This is a genomic window from Streptomyces sp. NPDC093018 (assembly GCF_040684035.1).
Taxonomy (GTDB): domain Bacteria; phylum Actinomycetota; class Actinomycetes; order Streptomycetales; family Streptomycetaceae; genus Streptomyces; species Streptomyces murinus.
This window is the reverse complement of sequence record NZ_JBFBFF010000004.1, coordinates 406,095-425,440: the sequence shown is the minus strand read 5'-3', so window position 1 is coordinate 425,440 and position 19,346 is coordinate 406,095. Positions and strand designations below refer to the sequence as shown.

The window sequence follows — 19,346 nt, the reverse complement described above, 5'->3', positions numbered from 1 at the left end:
CCGGAGTTCCGGCGGCCTCGACATGATCAATCATAGCCCATGCCGAGGCCGGTGCCGAACACGCGGGGAACAGGTGTACGCGTCGGAACAGGCGCACGCGTCAGAACACGTACGCGTCCACCTCGGCGAGGTAGCGGGCGCGGCGCTCCTCGTCGTCCTCCAGGAAGGAGGCGAGGAAGGAGTTGCGGGCCAGTTCGCGCAGCCGGTCCTCGGTCAGCCCGAGACTCTCGTGCACCGCCTGGAAGTTGTCGTCGGCGTACCCGCCGAAGTAGGCCGGGTCGTCGGAGTTGACCGTGCACAGCAGCCCCGCCTCCAGCATGGCGGGCAGTGGGTGGTCGGCCAGGGTGTCCACCGTGCGCAGCCGGACGTTGGACAGCGGGCACAGGGTGAGCGGGACGCGCTCGCGCACCAGCCGCTCGACCAGTTCGGGGTCCTCCATGCAGCGTAGCCCGTGGTCGACGCGCTCGATGCCGAGCAGGTCCAGGGACTGGGTGATGTACTCCGGCGGCCCCTCCTCACCGGCGTGCGCCACCCGGCGCAGCCCGAGCCCGGCGGCGGTCTCGTACACCTGGCGGAACTTCGCCGGCGGGTGCCCGACCTCGGCGGAGTCCAGGCCGATGCCGGTGATCCGGTCGAGGTACGGCCGGGCGGCCTCCAGGGTCTCCAGCGCGGAGTCGGCGGACTCGTCGCGCAGGAAGCACAGGATGAGCCGGGTGGAGACGCCGTAATTCTCCTCGCTGCGGCCGAGCGCCGCCCACAGCCCCTCCACGACGGTGCCCATGTCCAGGCCGCGGGCGAGGTGGGCCTGCGGGTCGAAGAAGATCTCCGCGTGCCGTACGCCCTGCGCCGCGGCGCGGGCCAGATAGGCGTTGGCCAGGTCCTCGAAGTCCCGCTCGGTACGCAGCACGGTCATCAGCTCGTAGTACAGGTTCAGAAAGGACTGGAGGTCCTCGAACCGATACGCCTCACGCAGCTCTTCCGTGTCGGCGTAGCGCAGCTTCACGCCGTTGCGGGCGGCCAGGTCGAAGGCCAGCTCCGGCTCCAGGGTGCCTTCGATGTGGAGGTGCAGTTCTGCTTTGGGGAGGGGCATCAAAGCATCGTACGGCGCACTTACCGTCGTTTCGGAACCGGCACTCGCTGAAGGTCGTACGCCACGGTCAGCTCACCCTCGAAGCCGGCGGCCCGTGCCTGGCGCTCGAACTCCTCGGGCTCCGAGTACCGCTGGCTGAAGTGGGTGAGCACGAGATGCCGTACCCCCGCCCCGCGCGCCACCGCCCCCGCCTGCCCGGCCGTCAAGTGCCCGTGCTCCACGGCGAGTTCCTCGTCCTCGTCGAGGAAGGTGGACTCGATGACCAGCAGGTCGCAGCCCTCGGCCAGCGTGTACACGCCCTCGCAGAGCCGGGTGTCCATGACGAACGCGAACCGCTGTCCGCGCCGTACCTCGCTGACCTCCTCCAGCGTCACGCCGCCGAGCCGCCCCTCGCGCTGGAGCACCCCCACGTCCGGGCCCTCGATGCCGTGCGCGGCGAGCCGCTCGGGCAGCATCCGGCGGCCGTCGGGCTCGGTCAGCCGGTAGCCGTAGGACTCCACCGGGTGCGAGAGCTTGTGGGCGTCCAGGGTGTACGACGGCGTCACCGCGAGGATGCCGTCGGCACTCACCGGGACCTCGGTGACGCCGACGGTCTCCCGGTACGCGGTGGCGTACCGCAGCCGGTCGAAGAAGCGCTGCCCGGAGGCCGGGTAGTGCGCGGTGATCCGGTGCGGCACCCGGTCGAGGTTGATGCGCTGGATGACCCCGGCGAGGCCGAGGCTGTGGTCGCCGTGGAAGTGGGTGACGCAGAGGCGGTTCAGGTCGTGCGCGGCGACCCCGGCGCGCAGCATCTGCCGCTGGGTGCCCTCACCGGGGTCGAAGAGGATGCCCTCGCCGTCCCAGCGCAGCAGATAGCCGTTGTGGTTGCGGTGCCGGGTCGGGACCTGGCTCGCGGTGCCGAGGACGACGAGTTCACGGACGGACACGGCGCATTATCCGGGCGGCCACTGGAGACCGCGGCCGCCGAGCACATGCCCGTGGGCGTGCCAGACGGTCTGACCGGCGCCGGTCCCGGTGTTGAAGACGACGCGGTAGCTGTCCAGCTTCTCCTCGTCGGCCACGGCCTGGGTCTCGCGCAGCACGTCCGCGGCGATCTCGGGGGCACCGGCGGCGAGCGCGGCGGCGTCCCGGTAGTGGACCTTGGGGATCACCAGGATGTGCGTGGGCGCCTGCGGGTTGATGTCCCGGAAGGCGACGGTGGTCTCCGTCTCGCGGACGACGGTGGCCGGGATGTGGCCCGCGACGATCTTGCAGAACAGGCAGTCGTCCTGCGGTTCTCCAGCCATTTCGCGTGCGCTCGCTTTCGCCGGGATCGGGTTCGGGGATCATCGTAGTCGGTGGGGCACCGGTGAGTTGTGGTGTTCACGCCTCCGGGAGGCCGGCGGCATATCATCGATCGATGATCTTCATCGTCGTCAAGTTCCCCGTGAAGCCCGAGCACACCGAGGCGTGGCCGCAGCACGTCGAGGCCTTCACCCGGGCCACCCGCGCCGAACCCGGCAACCTGTGGTTCGAGTGGTCCCGCAGCCTGGAGGACCCCGACACCTACGTCCTCGTCGAGGCCTTCCAGGACGACGCCGGCGCGGCGCACGTCAACTCCGACCACTTCCGCGCCGGTCTCGAAGCGATGCGCCCCCTGCTGCGCCGCACCCCCGACATCGTCAGCACCACCATCGAGGGAGCGGACGGCTGGAACGCGATGGGCGAGCTCTCCATCGACTGAGGCCCTAGAGGGGCGGCAGCGCCGGAGGCGTCTTGGCGGGTGCCGACTCCAGCGCTGCCAGCGCCAGCCTGACCGCCTCGTCCAGCTGCGGGTCCGCGCCCCTCGCCCAGTCCTGAGGGCGTTGTACGACCTCCACGTCCGGGTCGACGCCGTGGTTCTCGACGGCCCAGGCGGGGCCCTCCAGCCACATGGCGTATTTGGGCTGGGTGACCAGGGTGCCGTCGACCAGGCGGTAGCGGCTGTCGATGCCGATGACGCCGCCCCAGGTGCGGGTGCCGACGACCGGGCCGATGCCGAGGGCCTTGATGGCGGCGTTGACGATGTCGCCGTCGGAGCCGGAGAACTCGTTGGCGACGGCGACGACGGGACCGCGCGGGGCGTGCCGGGGGTAGCTGAAGGGGCGGTGGCCGCGGGGCATGTCCCAGCCGACGATGCGGCGGGCCAGTATCTCCACGACGAGCTGGGAGGTGTGGCCGCCGCGGTTCTCCCGGACGTCCACGATCAGGCCCTCCCGGGCGACCTCGACGCGCAGATCCCGGTGGATCTGGGCCCAGCCGGGGGCCTGCATGTCGGGGACGTGCAGATAGCCGAGGCGGCCTCCGGAGCTCTCGTGGACGTGGGCGCGGCGGTCCGCGACCCAGGCGTGGTAGCGCAGGGGTTCCTCGTCGGCGAGCGGGACGACCACGACATGCCGGGGGTCGCCGCCGGCCGCGGGTGAGACGGTGAGTTCGACGGGGCGGCCGGCGGTGCCGGTGAGCAGGGGGCCGGGTCCGGTCACCGGGTCGACGGGATGGCCGGCGACGGCGAGGATCGCGTCTCCGGGACGGACGGCGACACCGGGTGCGGCGAGCGGGCTGCGGGCCTCCGGGTCGGAGGTCTCCGAGGGCAGGATGCGGTCGATGCGCCAACCGCCGTCCTCGTGCCGGGAGATGTCGGCGCCGAGCAGGCCCTGGCGGGGGCCGTGGCCGTAGCCGCCGCGGGGGATGACATAGGCGTGCGAGGTGCCGAGTTCGCCGTGCACCTCCCACAGCAGGTCCACGAGGTCGTCATGGGTGGCGAGGCGGTCCAGGACCGGGCGGTAGCGGTCGAGGACGCCGTCCCAGTCGACGCCGCCGAGGTCGGGGCGCCAGAAGTTGTCGCGCATGAGGCGGCCGGTCTCGTCGTACATCTGCCGCCACTCGGCGGCGGGGTCGACGGTCTGCCGGATGCGGCCGAGGTCGACGGTGATGTTGGAGTCGCTGTCCTCGTCGGTGGAGGCGCGGCGGTCGCTGGGTACGACCTTGAGCTTGCCGTCGGTCCACAGCAGGACCCGCTTGCCGTCGCCGCTGACCTCGAAGCGGTCGGCGTCCGCGGCGAGATGCTCCAGGCGCTGCTGGGCGAGGTCGTAGCGCTCCAGCTCGGTGCTGGGGTCGGCCTCGTCGGGGGTGGCGCGGGTGGTGCCGAGGACGCCGTGCAGCGGGTGGCGCAGCCAGAGCACGCCGTCCTTGGCGGCGCGCAGATTGCCGTAGCGGGCGGACTCGACCGGGAAGGGCACGATGCGGTCGGCGAGCCCGTCCAGGTCGATCCGGGTGGAGGGGACGCCCTCGCTGTCGGGGGTCTCCTCCTTGTCGGAGGTCTCGAACGGGCGGCCGTGGCGCTGCGGTCCGAACGGGGAGGGGGTGGTCGCGGCGAGGGTGATCAGGTAGGGGCGGGTGCCGCCCACGAAGGCCAGATCGAAGACGTGTTCGTCGTAGACCGGGTCGAAGGAGCGGTTGGAGAGGAAGGCGAGGTGCTTGCCGTCGAGGGTGAAGGCGGGCGCGTGGTCCTGGAAGCGCAGCGGGGTGGCCTCGCTGACGGTCAGGTCGGTGGTGTGGGCGAGGCGCAGCTGGCTCAGCGGGCGGGGGCCGGGATGGGTCCAGGCGAGCCAGGCGGAGTCGGGCGAGAAGGTGAGGTCGCGGACGTCGCCGTCCTCGCCGCGGTCGACCTCGCGGACCTCGCCGGTCTCCCGTTCGACCAGGAGGAGGCGGCCGTCGTGGGCGGCGACGGCGGCGCGGCTGCCGTCGGGGGCCATGGCGAGTTCCAGGACCCGGCCGAGGCGTCCGGCGGCGAGCCGGCGCGGGGTGGCGCCGAGGGCGGAGCCGGTGGCGGGGGCGAACTCCAAGGCGTCCTCGCCCTCGGCGTCGGTGACCCAGACGACCCATTCCTCGCCGTCGGCGCGGAAGGTGCGGGGCAGCCGGGTGCGGACGCCGGGTTCGGCGGCGAGGGCGCGCACCGGTCCTGAGCGGTGGGTGACCCAGTGGACGGCGCCGCGCAGGCCGACGGCGCTGCCGCGGGCGGTGTGGTCGGGGGCGGCCGAGCCGAACCAGTGGGAGGTGCTCGCCTGGAAGGGCTGAAGGTCGACGCGGGGGCCGCCGGGGCGGATGTCCAGGGGGCGCGGGGCGCTGCCGTCGAGGTCGTCGAGGAGCCAGAGCCGGCCCGCACTGGTGTAGACGACGCGGGTGCCGTCGGTGGCGGCGTGCCGGGCGTAGAAGCCGTCGATCGGGGTGTGCCGGCGCAGGTCGGAGGCGTCGGCGCGGGAGGAGTAGAGGGCGCCGGTGCCCTCGTGGTCGGAGAGGAAGGCGATGCGGTCGCCGACCCAGAGGGGGTACTCGATGTTGCCGTCGAGCTCCTGGTGCAGCCGGGCGAACTCCCCGTCACCGTCGCGGTCGATCCACAGTTTGCCCGCGGTGCCGCCGCGGTAGCGCTTCCACCAGGCGGCCTCGCGGCCCATCGGGGCGGACAGCAGCACGGGGTGCGGGCCGTGGGCGACGTCGCCGACCGGGCCGTACGGCAGGGTGATGGCGGGGCCGCCGTCCAGGGGGACGGCGCGGGCCCAGGTGCGGCGCAGGCTGGGCTGGCCGGTGGTGCTCAGCGCGAGGACCTGGCCCTCGGGGGTCCAGCCGCGGACCTGGGTGCGCCAACTGCCCCAGTGGGTGAGGCGTTTCGCCGGTCCGCCGTCGATGGGGGCGATGTGCACCTCGGGGGCGCCGTCGCGGGTCGAGGTCCAGGCGAGGGTGGTGCCGTCGGGCGAGATGCGGGGGTGGTTCACCGGGATGTTGTCGGCACTGGCCCGCCAGGCGCGGCCCCCTTCGAGGGGGGCGAGCCACACGTCGTCCTCGGCGACGAATGTCACCAAGTCGCCGTGCAGGTGCGGGAATCGGAGGTAGCCGGAGGTTCCTGTCGAAGCGCCCTGAGTCACCCCGTCACCTTACGCAGTGGCCGCCGTCCGCGGGTCCCTTTTCGATCACTTGCCCGCCACGGGCAGGCAGTTGGGGTCGCTCTGGCACCAGAGGGTCCGGGTGACGGTGACCGTGACGGCGGGCTGGGCGCCGACGGGCGGGTAGCTGGGCGGGCGGTACGTCGGTCCCGGCGCGGCCGAGCAGTCGCCGAGCCCGCTGACGTGGAACACCTGTCTGCCGCCGACCCTGGCCCGCAGATCGCCCCGCACACAGGCGCCGTCCACGGCCCGGGTCACCTCTCCGTTGACGGTGATCCGCCCCCGGCCCCTGGTCTCGCCCCGGCAGTCCACGGAGACGACCGCGCTCTGCCCCGGCGCGACCGTCGCCCCGGCGCTCCCGCCCGGATCGCCCACGCAGTTGAGCCAGCTGACGTCCACGTCCGCCTGCTCCAGCCGCGCGCTCGCCATCGTCCCGGTGGTGTAGGCGACCCCGGCCGACCCGAGCACATCCGACTGGCACCCCACGACACCGACGCCGACCGCGCCGACGATCCCGACAACAGCGACCATCCGCGACCGAACCCACAGGAATGCCCCCATGCACGGCAGAGTGCCACCAGAGGAGCACCGGACGGAAGCCCGATCCCTGGCACTCACCCGTTCGGCGTGCCGGTTCCTTCGAAACGGCGCCCGCCGAGGGGCGGTTGCCGCTCCCTCAGCCCCGCAGCAGCAGCCACTCCTGGAGTTCCACCAGGTTGTCCTCGGGGTCCTTGAGGTGGGCGACGCGCATGCGGTCGGTCAGGGGGGTGGGGGGCTGGAGGAGGGTGGCGCCGCGGGCGGTGATGTCGGCGCAGTAGGCGTCGAGGTCGTCGACGCGCAGGACGACCAGGGAGCGGTGGCCGTCGGCGGGGTCGGCGAGTTCGGGGAGGAGTTCGGCCATCATGGCGCGGTCCTGGAGGGCGATGCCGGCGGAGCCCGTGTGGGGGCTGAACTTCTCGTAGGGGCCCTCGGTCGCGCCGGACTGCGGCTTCAGGCCGAGGACATCGGCGTAGAAGTGGTAGCAGGCGGCGAAGTCGGTGACCAGGAGCCGTACTTGGGCGAGTTCCATGTGTTCCCCAGGGGAGTTCAGGACCAGCGGCCGGTGCGCCCCAGGAGAAGGGCCGCGGCCGCCGTACCGGCGGTGGATGTGCGCAACACGCTCGGACCGAGGACGTACGCCTTCGCGCCCGCCTCCTCGAAGAGCGCCAACTCGTCCCGGGAGACGCCTCCTTCGGGACCGACTACCAGCACGATCTCGCCCTCGGCGGGGAGTTCGGCGGTGGCCAGCGCCGCACTGGTGTGCTCGAAGTCGGAGTGCAGCACCCCCGCGAAGTCGGCGTCGGCCAGAAGTGCCGCGACCTGCTTGGTGCTCGCCGCCTCCGCGACCTGCGGGAACCGCACCCGCCGGGACTGCTTCCCGGCCTCGCGCGCGGTCGCCCGCCACTTGCCGAGCGCCTTCAGCCCCCGCTCGCCCCGCCACTGCGTGATGCAGCGCGCGGCCTGCCACGGCACGATCGCGTCGACCCCGACCTCGGTCATCGTCTCGACGGCCAACTCCCCCCGGTCGCCCTTGGGAAGCGCCTGTACGACCGTGATCCGGGGCCGCGGCGCGGGCTCCTCGGAGACCTCCGGCATCCGTACGACCAGCCGGTCCTTGCCCTCGCTGCCGAGCACCTCGCACACCGCGTAGCGTCCCGCGCCGTCGGTGAGCACGACCTCCTCGCCGGCCTCAAGGCGCTTGACCGACACCGCGTGCCGGCCCTCGGGACCGTCCAGGACATAGCGGTCGCCGTCCGCGGCGAAGTCCGCCACGACGAACACGGGCGCGGTCATCGGGCACCCCCCTCGGCGAACGCCGCGCGGGCCTCGGCGAGTTCGGCCGCGAGCACCTCGACCAGCTGCCCGGCGGGCAGGTCCCGCGCCAGCCGGTGGCCCTGGCCCGCCCACAGCGCCATGCCCTGCGCGTCCCCGGCCTTCGCGGCGGCCTTGCGCAGCGGCGAGGTGAGGTGGTTGATCTCCGGGTACGCGGCGGGCGCGTACGGTCCGTGCTCGCGCAGGAAGCGGTTGACCAGCCCGCGGGCCGGCCGGCCGGTGAACGCGCGGGTCAACTCGGTGCGGACGAACAGGGGGTTGGTCAGCGCCTCCTTGTGCACGGCGGGCGCACCGGACTCGGGGGTCGCGAGGAAGGCGGTGCCCAGCTGGGCCGCGCTCGCACCGGCCGCGAGGACCGCCGCGATCTGGGCGCCGCGCATGATCCCGCCGGCGGCGACGACGGGGATGTGCACCGCCTCACGGATCTGTGTGATCAGGGACAGCAGGCCGAGGCCGGTGCCGTCGTTCTCCGGGACGTCCCGGTGCGTGCCCTGGTGGCCGCCCGCCTCCACCCCCTGGGCGATCACCGCGTCCGCCCCGGCCCGCTCCACCGCGACGGCCTCCTCCGCGGTGGTGGCGGTGACCAGCGTGAAGGTCCCGGCCCGCCGCAGCCGCTCCAGCGCCTCCCGGCTCGGCACCCCGAAGTGGAAGGAGACCACCGGCACCGGATCGTCCAGGAGCACCGCGAGCTTGGCGTCGTAGCCGTCGTCGCGGCCGCTGTCCGGATCGCCCAGCTCGGTCTCGTACCAGGCGGCCTCGCCCGCGAGCTGATGGGCGTAGACCTCGACCGCGCCGCTCTCCGCGTACTCGGGCTGGGGCATGAACACATTCACGCCGAAGGGCCGGTCGGTGAGGCTCCGCAGCCGCTTGATCTCCTGGTACACGCCGTCGGCCGTCTTGTATCCGGCGGCCAGGAAGCCGAGCCCACCGGCCTCGGACACGGCGGCGGCGAGCTCGGGCCCGGAGACGCCGCCCGCCATGGGGGCCTGCACGATCGGGTGAGGGAGAAGATCGGTCAGTGCGGAGGACATGACCGCATGGTGTCACGTCCTCCGAACAAGTCCGAATCGGGTGTCAGGATCGGCATATTCCACTACGCGCCCGGTCAGAGGCGGTGCCGGCCTCCGCTCGAAGACCGCGACGGCCCCCGGTCGAAGGCCGTGGCGACCTTCGCTCGGAGGCCGTCGCGACACCCGTCACGGCCGGGCGGTCAGCGCCCGTTGAACGCGTCCTTCAGCCGCGAGAACAGCCCCTGCTGGCCCGGCTGGAACTGCCCCTGCGGACGCTCCTCGCCGCGCAGCTTGGACAGCTCGCGCAGCAGCCGCTCCTGCTCGGCGTCGAGCTTCGTCGGCGTCTGCACCTCGACATGCACGATCAGGTCGCCCCGGCCGCCGCCCCGCAGATGCGTGACACCGCGGCCGTGCAGCGGGATCGACTGCCCGGACTGCGTCCCGGGCCGGATGTCGATCTCCTCCAGGCCGTCCAGCGTCTCCAGCGGCACCTTGGTGCCGAGGGCCGCCGCGGTCATCGGGATGGTGACCGTGCAGTGCAGATCGTCGCCGCGGCGCTGGAAGCGCGCGTGCGGCAGCTCGTGGATCTCGACGTACAGATCGCCGGCCGGACCGCCGCCGGGGCCGACCTCGCCCTCGCCGGCGAGCTGGATCCGGGTGCCGTTGTCGACACCGGCCGGGATCTTCACGGTCAGCGTGCGCCGCGAGCGGACCCGGCCGTCACCGGCGCACTCCGGGCAGGGTGTGGGGACCACGGTTCCGAAGCCCTGGCACTGGGGGCACGGCCGCGAGGTCATGACCTGGCCCAGGAAGGACCGGGTGACCTGCGAGACCTCACCGCGGCCGCGGCACATGTCACAGGTCTGCGCCGAGGTGCCCGGAGCCGCGCCCTCACCGTTGCAGGTGTTGCAGACGATCGCGGTGTCGACCTGGATCTCCTTGGTCGTCCCGAAGGCCGCCTCGTCCAGTTCCACCTCGATCCGGATCATCGCGTCCTGGCCGCGGCGGGTGCGCGAGCGCGGCCCGCGCTGCGACGCCGTGCCGAAGAACGCGTCCATGATGTCGGAGAAGTTGCCGAAGCCACCGGCTCCGAAGCCGCCCGCGCCGGCGCCGCCGGACTGCGAGAGGGGATCCCCGCCGAGGTCGTAGACCTGCTTCTTCTGCGGGTCCGACAGCACCTCGTAAGCGGCGTTGATCTCCTTGAACCGCTCCTGGGTCTTCGGATCGGGGTTGACGTCCGGGTGCAGCTCGCGTGCGAGCCGACGGAACGCCTTCTTGATCTCATCCTGCGACGCGTCGCGGCGCACGCCGAGAACGGCGTAGTAGTCCGTGGCCACTTACGACTCCGCCAGGATCTGTCCGACGTACCGTGCCACTGCGCGTACCGCTCCCATCGTTCCCGGGTAGTCCATGCGGGTCGGTCCGACCACGCCGAGCTTGGCAACCGCCTCGCCGCCCGAACCGTAGCCCACCGACACCACGGAGGTGGAGTTGAGTCCTTCATGGGCGATCTCGTGCCCGATGCGCACGGTCATGCCCGGATCCTTCGCCTCGCCGAGGAGTTTGAGGAGCACGACCTGCTCCTCAAGGGCCTCCAGGACGGGCCGGATCGTGAGGGGGAAATCATGTCCGAAGCGGGTGAGATTGGCGGTGCCGCCGATCATCAACCGCTCCTCGTTCTCCTCGACCAGTGTCTCCAGAAGGGTGGAGAGCACCGTGGAGACCGTACCGCGATCCTCGTGTTCGAAGGCGTCCGGCAGGTCCTCGACCAGCTGCGGCACATCCGCGAACCGGCGGCCCGCGACCCGGCTGTTCAGCCGCGCGCGCAGATCCGCGAGCGAGGCCTCGCCGAACGGCGCCGGGCAGTCGACCATCCGCTGCTCGACCCGGCCGGTGTCCGTGATCAGCACGAGCATCACGCGCGCCGGGGCGAGCGCGAGCAGTTCCACGTGCCGCACGGTGGACCGGGTCAGGGACGGGTACTGCACGACGGCGACCTGCCGGGTCAGCTGCGCGAGCAGCCGCACCGTGCGCGCCACGACGTCGTCCAGGTCGACGGCGCCGTCCAGGAAGTTCTGGATCGCGCGGCGCTCGGGCGCGGTCATCGGCTTGACGCCCGCGAGCTTGTCGACGAACAGCCGGTAGCCCTTGTCGGTGGGGATGCGCCCCGCGCTGGTGTGCGGCTGCGCGATGTATCCCTCGTCCTCCAGGGCCGACATGTCATTGCGGACGGTCGCCGGGGACACGCCGAGGTTGTGCCGCTCGGTCAGGGCCTTGGAGCCGACCGGCTCCTCGGTGCCGACATAGTCCTGGACGATGGCGCGCAGCACCTGAAGCCTGCGTTCACTCAGCATCGGCGCGCACCTCCAGCACGTCGTCCCCTCACTCGCGCGTCACTCGCGCGGTTGTCCCTCTTGTGTCCGTCTTGGCACTCTTCGCATGCGAGTGCCAGCGTTTCCCCGGCCAGTGTACGGCCGTGGGGTACGCACCGGGCAAGGTCGGTGCCCTCGCGACCCCGGCTGCGGCTAGCGTCGCGGTATGACGGTGACTTGGGAAGAGCACGGATGGGAGCGGCTCGCCGCCGGGGTGGGGCGGTGCCGGCTGCCGGGCTGGGACTGCACGGCGGGGCTGGTCCTGGGCGCGGGCACGGCGCTGATGGTGGACGCCGGGTCGAGCCTCGCGGAGGGGGCGCGGCTGCGGTCCTCGGCCGAGGCGCTCGCCGGTGGACGTGTGACCCATCTCGCGCTGACCCATGTCCATTTCGACCATGTCTTCGGGGCGGCGGCCTTCGCGGGGGCCGCGGTGTACGCGGCGGTGGGGGCGGACGGGGTGTTCCGCCGCGGGCGGGACGAGCTGCGGCACGACGCCGTCCATCACGGGCTCCCGGCGGACCGGGCCGAGGAGGCGGCGCTGGCGCTGGTGCCGCCCCGGCAGCTGGTCTCCGGGGAGCGGACCCTGGACCTGGGCGGCGGCCGCCAGGCGCTGCTGGCCAACGTGGGCCCCGGGCACACCGCCCATGACCTGGTGGTGCTGGTGCCGGGTGACCCGGAGGTGGTGTTCTGCGGGGACCTGGTGGAGGAGTCAGGCGAGCCCCAGGCGGGCCCGGACGCCGTACCGTCGCGCTGGCCGGACGCGCTGGACCGGCTGCTGGCGCTGGGCGGCGAGGACGCGCGGTACGTGCCCGGTCACGGCGCGGTGGTCGACGCGGCCTTCGTACGACGCCAACGGGACGCGCTGGCCGCGCGGTTCGGCGTGAGCTGAGCCGCACCGACGCTCGGCTTCCGGCGTGTCGTGAGCGCCCGCCCACCGCTTCTCCTATCGTCATCCGAATGCGCCCACCCGTCTCCCGCCACCGCCCTGCCAACGAGGGCCCTTCGGGCCCGCGCTCCCGCCAGTACTCCGCCGACCTGACCCCACCCTGGAAGAAACCCCAGCCGGTACCCGAGGTACCCGCTGACCCCGGTCTGGTCGTGGAGGAGCCCGGCACCGGGTTCTGCGGGGCGGTGATCCGCTGCGAGGCGGGCACGGTGACGCTGGAGGACCGCTTCGGCAAGCACCGGGTGTTCCCGCTGGAGCCGCGCGGCTTCCTGCTGGAGGGCCGGGCGGTGACCCTCGTACGACCGGCCGCCGGTCCCGCGCGCCCCGCCCGCACCGCCTCCGGTTCCGTCGCCGTCCCCGGCGCCCGCGCCCGCGTGGCCCGGGCCGGCCGCATCTATGTGGAGGGCCGGCACGACGCCGAGCTGGTCGAGAAGGTCTGGGGCGACGACCTGCGCGTCGAGGGTGTCGTCGTGGAGTACCTGGAGGGCGTGGACCACCTCCCCTCGATCGTCACCGGCTTCGACCCGGGCCCCGACGCCCGCCTCGGCGTCCTCGTGGACCACCTCGTGCCGGGCTCGAAGGAGTTCCACATCGCGCGGTCGGTGACCAGCGAACACGCGCTGGTGGTGGGCCACCCGTACATCGACATCTGGGAAGCGGTGAAACCCGCCTCACTGGGCATCCCGGAATGGCCCCGGGTGCCGCGCGGCCAGGACTGGAAAACGGGCGTGTGCCGCGCCCTGGGCTGGCCCTCGGACAACACCGGCGCGGTGTGGCAGGCGATCCTGAAACGCGTGCACTCCTACAAGGACCTGGAACCGGAACTGCTGGGACGGGTGGAGGAGCTGATCGACTTCGTCACGGGTAGCGGTGGGGCCTGACCTCGGGGAGGGTGCCGAACTCGCTGGTGTCCAGTTCGACTCCGAGGGCCTCCAGCCGGACCGGATCCCCGAATTTGGGCTTGGAAACGATCTCCACCACTGCCGTGATCAGCTCGGAAGGCAGCAGACGCCCCGAGCCAGGCAATGCGTCCGGCGCCGCGACCACCAGATCCGGGACGGGGACGCTGTCCTCACCTGCGATGCTCACGTCCTGGGTCTGAATCGGATACCACCGTTCCAGCGGAATCTGCCGCTGGGTGTGCAGCGCGATCAGGTTGTGCACCAGATCAGGGCCGGCCATCATCACGACTACCCCCCGAAGAAGCTCAGCCTTGACGCCCTCGGGAGGCTCGAAATTGTCGAAGCACTTGGCCAGTCCACGCTCGTCCACAGCGGTCATCTCCGTGGCCTCCACATCCGCCGCGTCCTTTCAGCGGCAGCCTAGGCACCGAACCGGCTTCCCGCACCGATTCACTCGCCGGAGTGATCAGTCCACCAGGTCCCGTACCACCGCGTCCGCCAGCAGGCGGCCGCGCAGGGTGAGGGTGGCGCGGCCCTCGGTGTAGGGGGTGCGCTGGAGGAGACCGTCGGACAGGGCGCGGCGGGAGGCGGCGAGGCCCGGTTCCTTCAGCAGGGAGAGCGGGACGCCCTCGCGCAGCCGGAGTTCCAGCAGGATGCGCTCGACGCGGCGGTCCTCGGCGGACAGCAGCTCGCGGCCCGCGCCCGGGGAGCGGCCCGCGACCAGGGCGGAGGCGTACGCGCCGGGGTGCTTCACGTTCCACCAGCGCACGCCGCCCACATGGGAGTGCGCGCCGGGGCCCGCGCCCCACCAGTCCGCGCCGCGCCAGTACAGCTCGTTGTGCAGACAGCGGCCCGCCTCGGAGGTGGCCCAGTTGGAGACCTCGTACCAGTCGAAGCCCGCGGCGGAGAGGGCCTCCTCGGCGATCAGATAGCGGTCGGCGTGGACGTCGTCGTCGGTCATCGGGACCTCGCCCCGGCGGATCCGGCGCGCGAGCTGCGTGCCCTCCTCCACGATGAGGGCGTACGCGCTGACGTGGTCGGGTCCCGCGCCGATCGCCGCGTCGAGGGAGGCCCGCCAGTCGTCGTCGCTCTCGCCGGGGGTGCCGTAGATCAGGTCGAGGTTCACATGCGCGAAGCCCGCCGCACGGGCCTCCGCGACACACGCCTCCGGGCGGCCGGGGGTGTGGGTGCGGTCGAGGATCTTCAGCACATGCTGCCGCGCGCTCTGCATCCCGAAGGAGATCCGGTTGAAGCCGCCCGCGCGGAGGGTCGCGAGATAGCCGGGGTCGACCGACTCGGGGTTCGCCTCCGTGGTGATCTCGGCGTCCGGGGCGAGCCCGAACTCGTCGCGGATCGCCGCCAGCATCCGTACCAGGTCGTCGGCGGCCAGCAGCGTGGGCGTGCCGCCGCCGACGAACACCGTGCGCACCGGCCGCGGATCGTCCCCGAGCACCTTGCGGGCCAGCCGGACCTCGTCGACCAGCGTCTCGGCGTAGTTGTCACGGGAGGCCAGCACCCCGCCGGTGCCGCGCAGCTCGGTCGCGGTGTACGTGTTGAAGTCGCAGTACCCGCAGCGGGTCGCGCAGTACGGGACATGCAGATAGAAACCGAGCGGACGCTCCCCCGCCCCGTCGAGCGCGTGCGCGGGCAGCGCGCCGTCATCGGGTACGGGCTCACCGTCGGGGAGTGCGGAAGGCATACGCCCATTGTCCAGCACCGCCGGGAATCCCCGGGCGCCGAGCACGGCGGGGGCGGGGGCGGCGCCCGGCCGCCGAAGAACGGCGGCGGCCACGGGGTCCGGCCGCGCGACACCGGGGAGGCCGGGCCGGGAACCCCGCGCCCTCCGGGTCGCCGCCCCGGTCGCGTCCGGCGGGCGCGGCGGGCGCGGCGCCCGGCCGTCCGATGCCGATGGGGCAAAGGCCCGGCAGCCCCGCTTCCCCCGGACCGTCCCGGACCGCCCCGGACCGCCCCGGCCCTGCCCGGCGGGCCGCAAGACCGGCGCCCGGCCCCCGCCACGGCCGCCACCCGATCCACCGGGCCCCGCCTCGGACCACGCCCGCCGAACCCCGTGCCGCCCCCTCACTCCGCCTGGAGCACCAGCAGGGCCAGGTCGTCCTCCGGAGGGGACTCGCTGAAGGTGTGCACCAGGTGGCGGATCCTTTCGGCGATCTCCTCGGCGGTGAGGCCGGTGCAGGAGGCGAGGGCGGTGGCGAGGCCGTCGGAGTCGTCGAACTGGCGGGAGCCGCGACGGCGTTCGGTCACCCCGTCGGTGACGCACAGCAGGCTGTCGCCGGGCCCGAGGTCCAGCGTCTCGCTGGTGTAGGTCTCGTCCTCGACCACGCCGAGCAGCGTCTGCGGGCGGGCCGCGGTGCGCACCGTACCGTCGGGGCCGAGGACCAGCGGCAGGGGGTGTCCGGCGGAGGCGAGGGTGCAGCGGACCCCGCCCTCGTACGGGATCAGCTCGCCGTACAGGAGCGAGAGGAAGCGCGTCTGCGGGCCCTCCCCGCGGCCGCCCGCGGCGACCAGGGCGCGCGCCGCGGCGTCGGCGGCCTCCGTGGCGTCGTCGAGGAGGAGCTGGTTGAGGCGGTCGAGGACATCGGCGACCCGGTAGCCCTCGCGGGCGAGCAGCCGCAGCCAGGGCCGGGCGAGGCCGATCACGACCGCCGCCTCCGGGCCCTTGCCCTGCACATCGCCGATCGCGAAGCACCAGCGGCCGTCGCCCGCCGGGAACAGGTCGTAGAAGTCGCCGCTGGGGCCGCTCTTGTCGCACGGCTCGTAGACCAGCGCGCTGCTCATCCCGGGGATCTCGGCGACCGCGCCGGGCAGCAGCCCGCGCTGGAGGATGGCGCTGATGGTGGCCTGCCGGGCGTACTGCCGGGCCGCGCCGATGGCGAGGGCCACCCGGCGACCCAGGTCCTCCACCAGGCCGGTGATCTCGTCGGGGAAGCGCGCGAGCCCGCACCGCCCGATCACCAGCGTGCCCAGCGGCCGCCCGCCCGCGACCAGCCGGTACGCCAGCGCCGTACCGTCCGCGCCCTGGGCGCCCAGCGCGTCACCGAGCCAGGGGTAGGGCGAGGGCCCGAAGCCGACCCCGTCCCCCGGCTGCGGCGGCTCCTTCTCCAGGGTGCGGCGCAGTTCCTCGATGCGGTTCTCGCTGGCGTGCCAGACCCGTGCCGGGCCGTCGTACGACCCGCCGCGCGCCGACGCCTCGTCCTCCAGCCACACCGCGCACCAGTCGGCGAGCCGGGGCACGATCAGCTGGCCGGTGAGGGCCGTGACCAGGTTCTCGTCCAGCTGGCCCGCGAGCAGGTCGGACGCCTCGGCGAGGAAGGACAGCGCGCCCCGGCCGAGCCAGTCCCGGTCGCTGTCCGTGCGCTGCGACTGCGGGGCCAGCACCTCGGCGACCTCCAGCGCGTCCTGCGCCCCGCCGCCGGCCGGCGGCTCGCTGCCGCCGCGGGGCAGCCTGGCCCACACCGACTTGGCGCCGGTGCGGTAGGTGACCCCCCAGGACTCGGCGAGCGCCCCGACCAGGCGCAGCCCGCGGCCGTACTCCAGGGTGTCGTACGGCGGCTCGCCCGCGGTCGCGTCCCGCGGTGGCCGGGCCGGGTGCCGGTCCCCGACCTCGACCAGGAACGTTCCGCCGTCCTCCAGGCACCAGTCGAGGGATATCTCGGTGCCCGCGTGCACCACGGCGTTGGTGACCAGCTCGCTGACGACCGCCATGGCGTCGTCGACGAGCCGGGGCGCCACGGGTGCCTCGGCCAGCGCGGCCCGCACCAGGGCCCGCGCGGAGCCCGGCGCGAGCGGACTGCCGGGCAGCGCGGCGTGTCCGCGCGCCCGGCCCGCCGTCTCCCGCTGCGTGGGTATGGCCGCCATGTCCATGCGGCCAGGGTGACAGACGGGGGTCGGGCATAAGCGTGAAGTCACCGAAGTGGCCACGCATGGCCGAGAAGCGTGCTAGGACGGCATCGTAAGGGGAACCTTTTCGAGCGCCGGTGGCCAAAAACGCGCCCCTGAGCCGGGCCCGAGCGGGAGCCCTACTTCTCCCGCGCCCCGGCGTACATCTCGTCGATCAGCCCCTTGTACGCCCGCTCCACCACCGGCCGCTTCAGCTTCAGGCTCGGCGTGATCTCGCCGTGCTCCACATCGAGGTCCCGCGGCAGCAGCCGGAACTTCTTGATGGTCTGCCAGCGCTGGAGCCCGGCGTTGAGCTGCTGGACGTACCCGTCGACCATCTCCACGGTCTGCGGCGCCGCGACGATCTCGGCGTACGGCTTGCCGCCCAGGCCGTTCTCCTTCGCCCACTCCGCGAGCGCGAGCTCGTCCAGGGAGATGAGGGCGGTGCAGTAGTTCCGGTCGGCGCCGTGCACCAGGATGTTGGAGACGTACGGGCACACCGCCTTGAACTGGCCCTCGACCTCGGCCGGCGCGACGTACTTGCCGCCGGAGGTCTTGATCAGGTCCTTCTTGCGGTCGGTGATCCGCAGATACCCGTCGGGCGAGAGCTCACCGATGTCGCCGGTGTGGAACCAGCCGTCGGACTCCAGCACCTCGGCGGTCTTGTCGGCCAGCTTGTGGTAGCCCTGCATGATGCCGGGGCCGCGCAGCAGGATCTCGCCGTCGTCCGCGATCCGCACCTCCGTGCCGGGCAGCGGCTTGCCGACCGTGCCGGTGCGGTACGCCTCCCCGGGGTTCAGGAAGGACGCCGCGGAGGACTCGGTCAGGCCGTAGCCCTCCAGGACATGCACGCCGGCACCGGCGAAGAAGTAGCCGATCTCGGGCGCGAGCGCGGCGGAGCCGGAGACACAGGCGCGCAGCCGGCCGCCGAACGCCTCGCGGATCTTCGCGTAGACGAGGGTGTCGGCGACCTTGTGCTTGGCGGCGAGGCCGAAGGGCACCGTGCGGTTGCCGGTGTGCCGGAAGTTGTCCTGCTCGGCCTTGGCGTACTCGCGGGCGACCTCGGCCGCCCACTGGAAGATCTTGTACTTGGCCGCGCCGCCCTCCCGGGCCTTGGCCGCGACACCGTTGTAGACCTTCTCGAAGATGCGCGGCACGGCGGCCATGTAGGTCGGCCGCACCACCGGGAGGTTCTCGATGATCTTGTCGACGCGGCCGTCCACGGCGGTGACGTGCCCGGTCTCGATCTGGCCGGAGGTGAGCACCTTGCCGAAGACATGCGCGAGCGGCAGCCACAGGTACTGCACGTCGTCCGGGCCGAGGAACCCGGTCGCGGCGATGGCCTTGGCCATGTACGACCAGTTGTCGTGCGGCAGCCGTACGCCCTTGGGGCGGCCGGTGGTGCCGGAGGTGTAGATGAGGGTGGCGAGCTGGTCCTTGGTGATCGCGCCGACCCGCTCCTTGATCAGCTGCGGGTGCTGCTCCAGGTAGGCGGTGCCGCGCTTCTCCAGCTCGGCGAGGGTGATCACCCAGTCGTCGCCCTCGGGCACGCCGGCCGGGTCGATGACGACGATCCTGGTCAGTTCGGGCAGCTCGGCGCGCTTCTCGACCGCCTTGGCGACCTGGGCGGCGTTCTCGGCGATCAGCACCCGGCTCTCGGAGTCGGCGAGGATGAACGCGGACTCGTCGGCGTTGGTCTGCGGGTAGATCGTGGTGGTGGCGCCGCCGGCGCACATGATGCCGAGGTCGGCGAGGATCCACTCGACGCGGGTGGAGGAGGCGAGCGCCACGCGCTGCTCGGGCTCGATGCCCAGCTCGGTGAGTCCGGCCGCGATCGCGTACACCCGGTCGGCCGTCTGGGCCCAGCTCAGCGACTTCCAGTCGTCCGGGCCCTGCCCGGCGGCGGGAGGCACCGGGTAGCGGTAGGCCTCGGCGTCCGGTGTCGCCGCGACGCGCTCAAGGAAGAGGGCCGCGACGGACGGCGGACGGTTCTCGATCTGGGTCTGTGTGTCGCTCACGACATCCTCCGGGGCCCGCGACAGCGCGGTTGGTACTCGTGCGGCTGGGTTAACTCACGGTGGGGTTCGGGCTGTTGTTTAACTCGCGAGTAACTATCGAGCAGGCATCAGAGTAAGGCGCGACCGCCCGCTGCGTAAGGGGCTTCACCCTGTCTCTTTCCCCTCAGTGTCGACGCGGAGTGACCACACCCACGCGCAGAGGCCCGCCGCGCTTTCGCACGACGGGCCCCCTGGTGTCCGTTTTGCGGACGCAACCGTTTGTTACCTTCGGTTACTTCCTG

The 19,346-nt window shown here is 72.7% G+C and carries 17 protein-coding genes; 3 read left to right on the top strand and 14 right to left on the bottom strand.

What is annotated here, in order from left to right; translation table 11 throughout:
- Positions 1-100 precede the first annotated feature (100 nt).
- Genes AB0N90_RS12515 through AB0N90_RS12505 form a run of 3 tightly spaced genes read right to left on the bottom strand, consistent with a single transcriptional unit; the run spans position 101 to position 2,376 of the window.
- On the bottom strand, positions 101-1,090 hold the full coding sequence (locus tag AB0N90_RS12515; protein ID WP_365195461.1) for an adenosine deaminase: 990 nt from the start codon (positions 1,088-1,090) through the stop codon (positions 101-103).
- A gap of 20 nt (positions 1,091-1,110) precedes the next feature.
- On the bottom strand, positions 1,111-2,016 hold the full coding sequence (locus AB0N90_RS12510; protein WP_365195458.1) for a ribonuclease Z: 906 nt from the start codon (positions 2,014-2,016) through the stop codon (positions 1,111-1,113).
- A gap of 6 nt (positions 2,017-2,022) precedes the next feature.
- A complete protein-coding gene (locus AB0N90_RS12505) occupies positions 2,023-2,376 on the bottom strand; it encodes a histidine triad nucleotide-binding protein (RefSeq protein ID WP_365195455.1) in 354 nt (117 codons plus the stop codon).
- Between the two features lie 113 nt (positions 2,377-2,489).
- On the opposite strand from AB0N90_RS12505, the gene AB0N90_RS12500 reads away from it, so the two are divergent.
- Positions 2,490-2,813, top strand: a complete 324-nt coding sequence (locus tag AB0N90_RS12500; protein WP_361667997.1) for a putative quinol monooxygenase — start codon at positions 2,490-2,492, stop codon at positions 2,811-2,813.
- A 4-nt stretch (positions 2,814-2,817) separates the two neighbouring features.
- Here AB0N90_RS12500 and AB0N90_RS12495 read toward each other — a convergent pair whose 3' ends face one another.
- The 7 genes from AB0N90_RS12495 to hrcA form a co-directional block, all read right to left on the bottom strand.
- Positions 2,818-5,979 (bottom strand): PDZ domain-containing protein, encoded by a 3,162-nt coding sequence (locus AB0N90_RS12495; RefSeq protein WP_365195813.1) that lies wholly within the window; start codon positions 5,977-5,979, stop codon positions 2,818-2,820.
- Between the two features lie 96 nt (positions 5,980-6,075).
- Positions 6,076-6,579 carry a hypothetical protein gene (locus AB0N90_RS12490; protein WP_365195451.1) on the bottom strand — a complete coding sequence of 168 codons (504 nt, stop codon included), beginning with the start codon at positions 6,577-6,579 and terminating at the stop codon, positions 6,076-6,078.
- A gap of 145 nt (positions 6,580-6,724) precedes the next feature.
- Positions 6,725-7,117 carry a VOC family protein gene (locus AB0N90_RS12485; RefSeq protein WP_361668002.1) on the bottom strand — a complete coding sequence of 131 codons (393 nt, stop codon included), beginning with the start codon at positions 7,115-7,117 and terminating at the stop codon, positions 6,725-6,727.
- 17 nt (positions 7,118-7,134) lie between these two features.
- Complete coding sequence (locus AB0N90_RS12480) at positions 7,135-7,881, bottom strand: 16S rRNA (uracil(1498)-N(3))-methyltransferase (RefSeq protein WP_161219104.1); 747 nt, start codon at positions 7,879-7,881, stop codon at positions 7,135-7,137.
- On the bottom strand, positions 7,878-8,951 hold the full coding sequence (locus AB0N90_RS12475; protein ID WP_085564684.1) for a nitronate monooxygenase: 1,074 nt from the start codon (positions 8,949-8,951) through the stop codon (positions 7,878-7,880). The genes AB0N90_RS12480 and AB0N90_RS12475 overlap by 4 nt, the downstream gene beginning before the upstream one ends.
- A 179-nt stretch (positions 8,952-9,130) precedes the next feature.
- Entirely contained in the window at positions 9,131-10,267 is a 1,137-nt protein-coding gene (dnaJ, locus tag AB0N90_RS12470; RefSeq protein ID WP_085564685.1) for a molecular chaperone DnaJ, read from the bottom strand.
- Positions 10,268-11,284, bottom strand: a complete 1,017-nt coding sequence (gene hrcA, locus AB0N90_RS12465; RefSeq protein WP_085564686.1) for a heat-inducible transcriptional repressor HrcA — start codon at positions 11,282-11,284, stop codon at positions 10,268-10,270.
- A gap of 184 nt (positions 11,285-11,468) precedes the next feature.
- On the opposite strand from hrcA, the gene AB0N90_RS12460 reads away from it, so the two are divergent.
- Together AB0N90_RS12460 and AB0N90_RS12455 are read left to right on the top strand one after the other, a co-directional pair.
- Positions 11,469-12,191 carry an MBL fold metallo-hydrolase gene (locus AB0N90_RS12460; protein ID WP_365195446.1) on the top strand — a complete coding sequence of 241 codons (723 nt, stop codon included), beginning with the start codon at positions 11,469-11,471 and terminating at the stop codon, positions 12,189-12,191.
- 68 nt (positions 12,192-12,259) lie between these two features.
- A complete protein-coding gene (locus AB0N90_RS12455; RefSeq protein ID WP_365195443.1) occupies positions 12,260-13,129 on the top strand; it encodes a DUF3097 domain-containing protein in 870 nt (289 codons plus the stop codon).
- Here AB0N90_RS12455 and AB0N90_RS12450 read toward each other — a convergent pair.
- The 4 genes from AB0N90_RS12450 to AB0N90_RS12435 all read right to left on the bottom strand — a co-directional run bounded on the left by AB0N90_RS12450 (position 13,107) and on the right by AB0N90_RS12435 (position 19,065).
- Positions 13,107-13,529 (bottom strand): Uma2 family endonuclease, encoded by a 423-nt coding sequence (locus AB0N90_RS12450; RefSeq protein ID WP_365195441.1) that lies wholly within the window; start codon positions 13,527-13,529, stop codon positions 13,107-13,109. The genes AB0N90_RS12455 and AB0N90_RS12450 overlap by 23 nt on opposite strands.
- 87 nt (positions 13,530-13,616) lie before the next feature.
- Complete coding sequence (hemW, locus tag AB0N90_RS12445; protein WP_365195438.1) at positions 13,617-14,849, bottom strand: radical SAM family heme chaperone HemW; 1,233 nt, start codon at positions 14,847-14,849, stop codon at positions 13,617-13,619.
- Between the two features lie 380 nt (positions 14,850-15,229).
- Positions 15,230-17,026 carry a SpoIIE family protein phosphatase gene (locus AB0N90_RS12440; protein ID WP_365195812.1) on the bottom strand — a complete coding sequence of 599 codons (1,797 nt, stop codon included), beginning with the start codon at positions 17,024-17,026 and terminating at the stop codon, positions 15,230-15,232.
- 161 nt (positions 17,027-17,187) lie between these two features.
- Positions 17,188-19,065: an AMP-dependent synthetase/ligase gene (locus tag AB0N90_RS12435; RefSeq protein ID WP_365195435.1), complete on the bottom strand. Its 1,878-nt coding sequence runs from the start codon at positions 19,063-19,065 to the stop codon at positions 17,188-17,190.
- Positions 19,066-19,346: the final 281 nt, after the last annotated feature.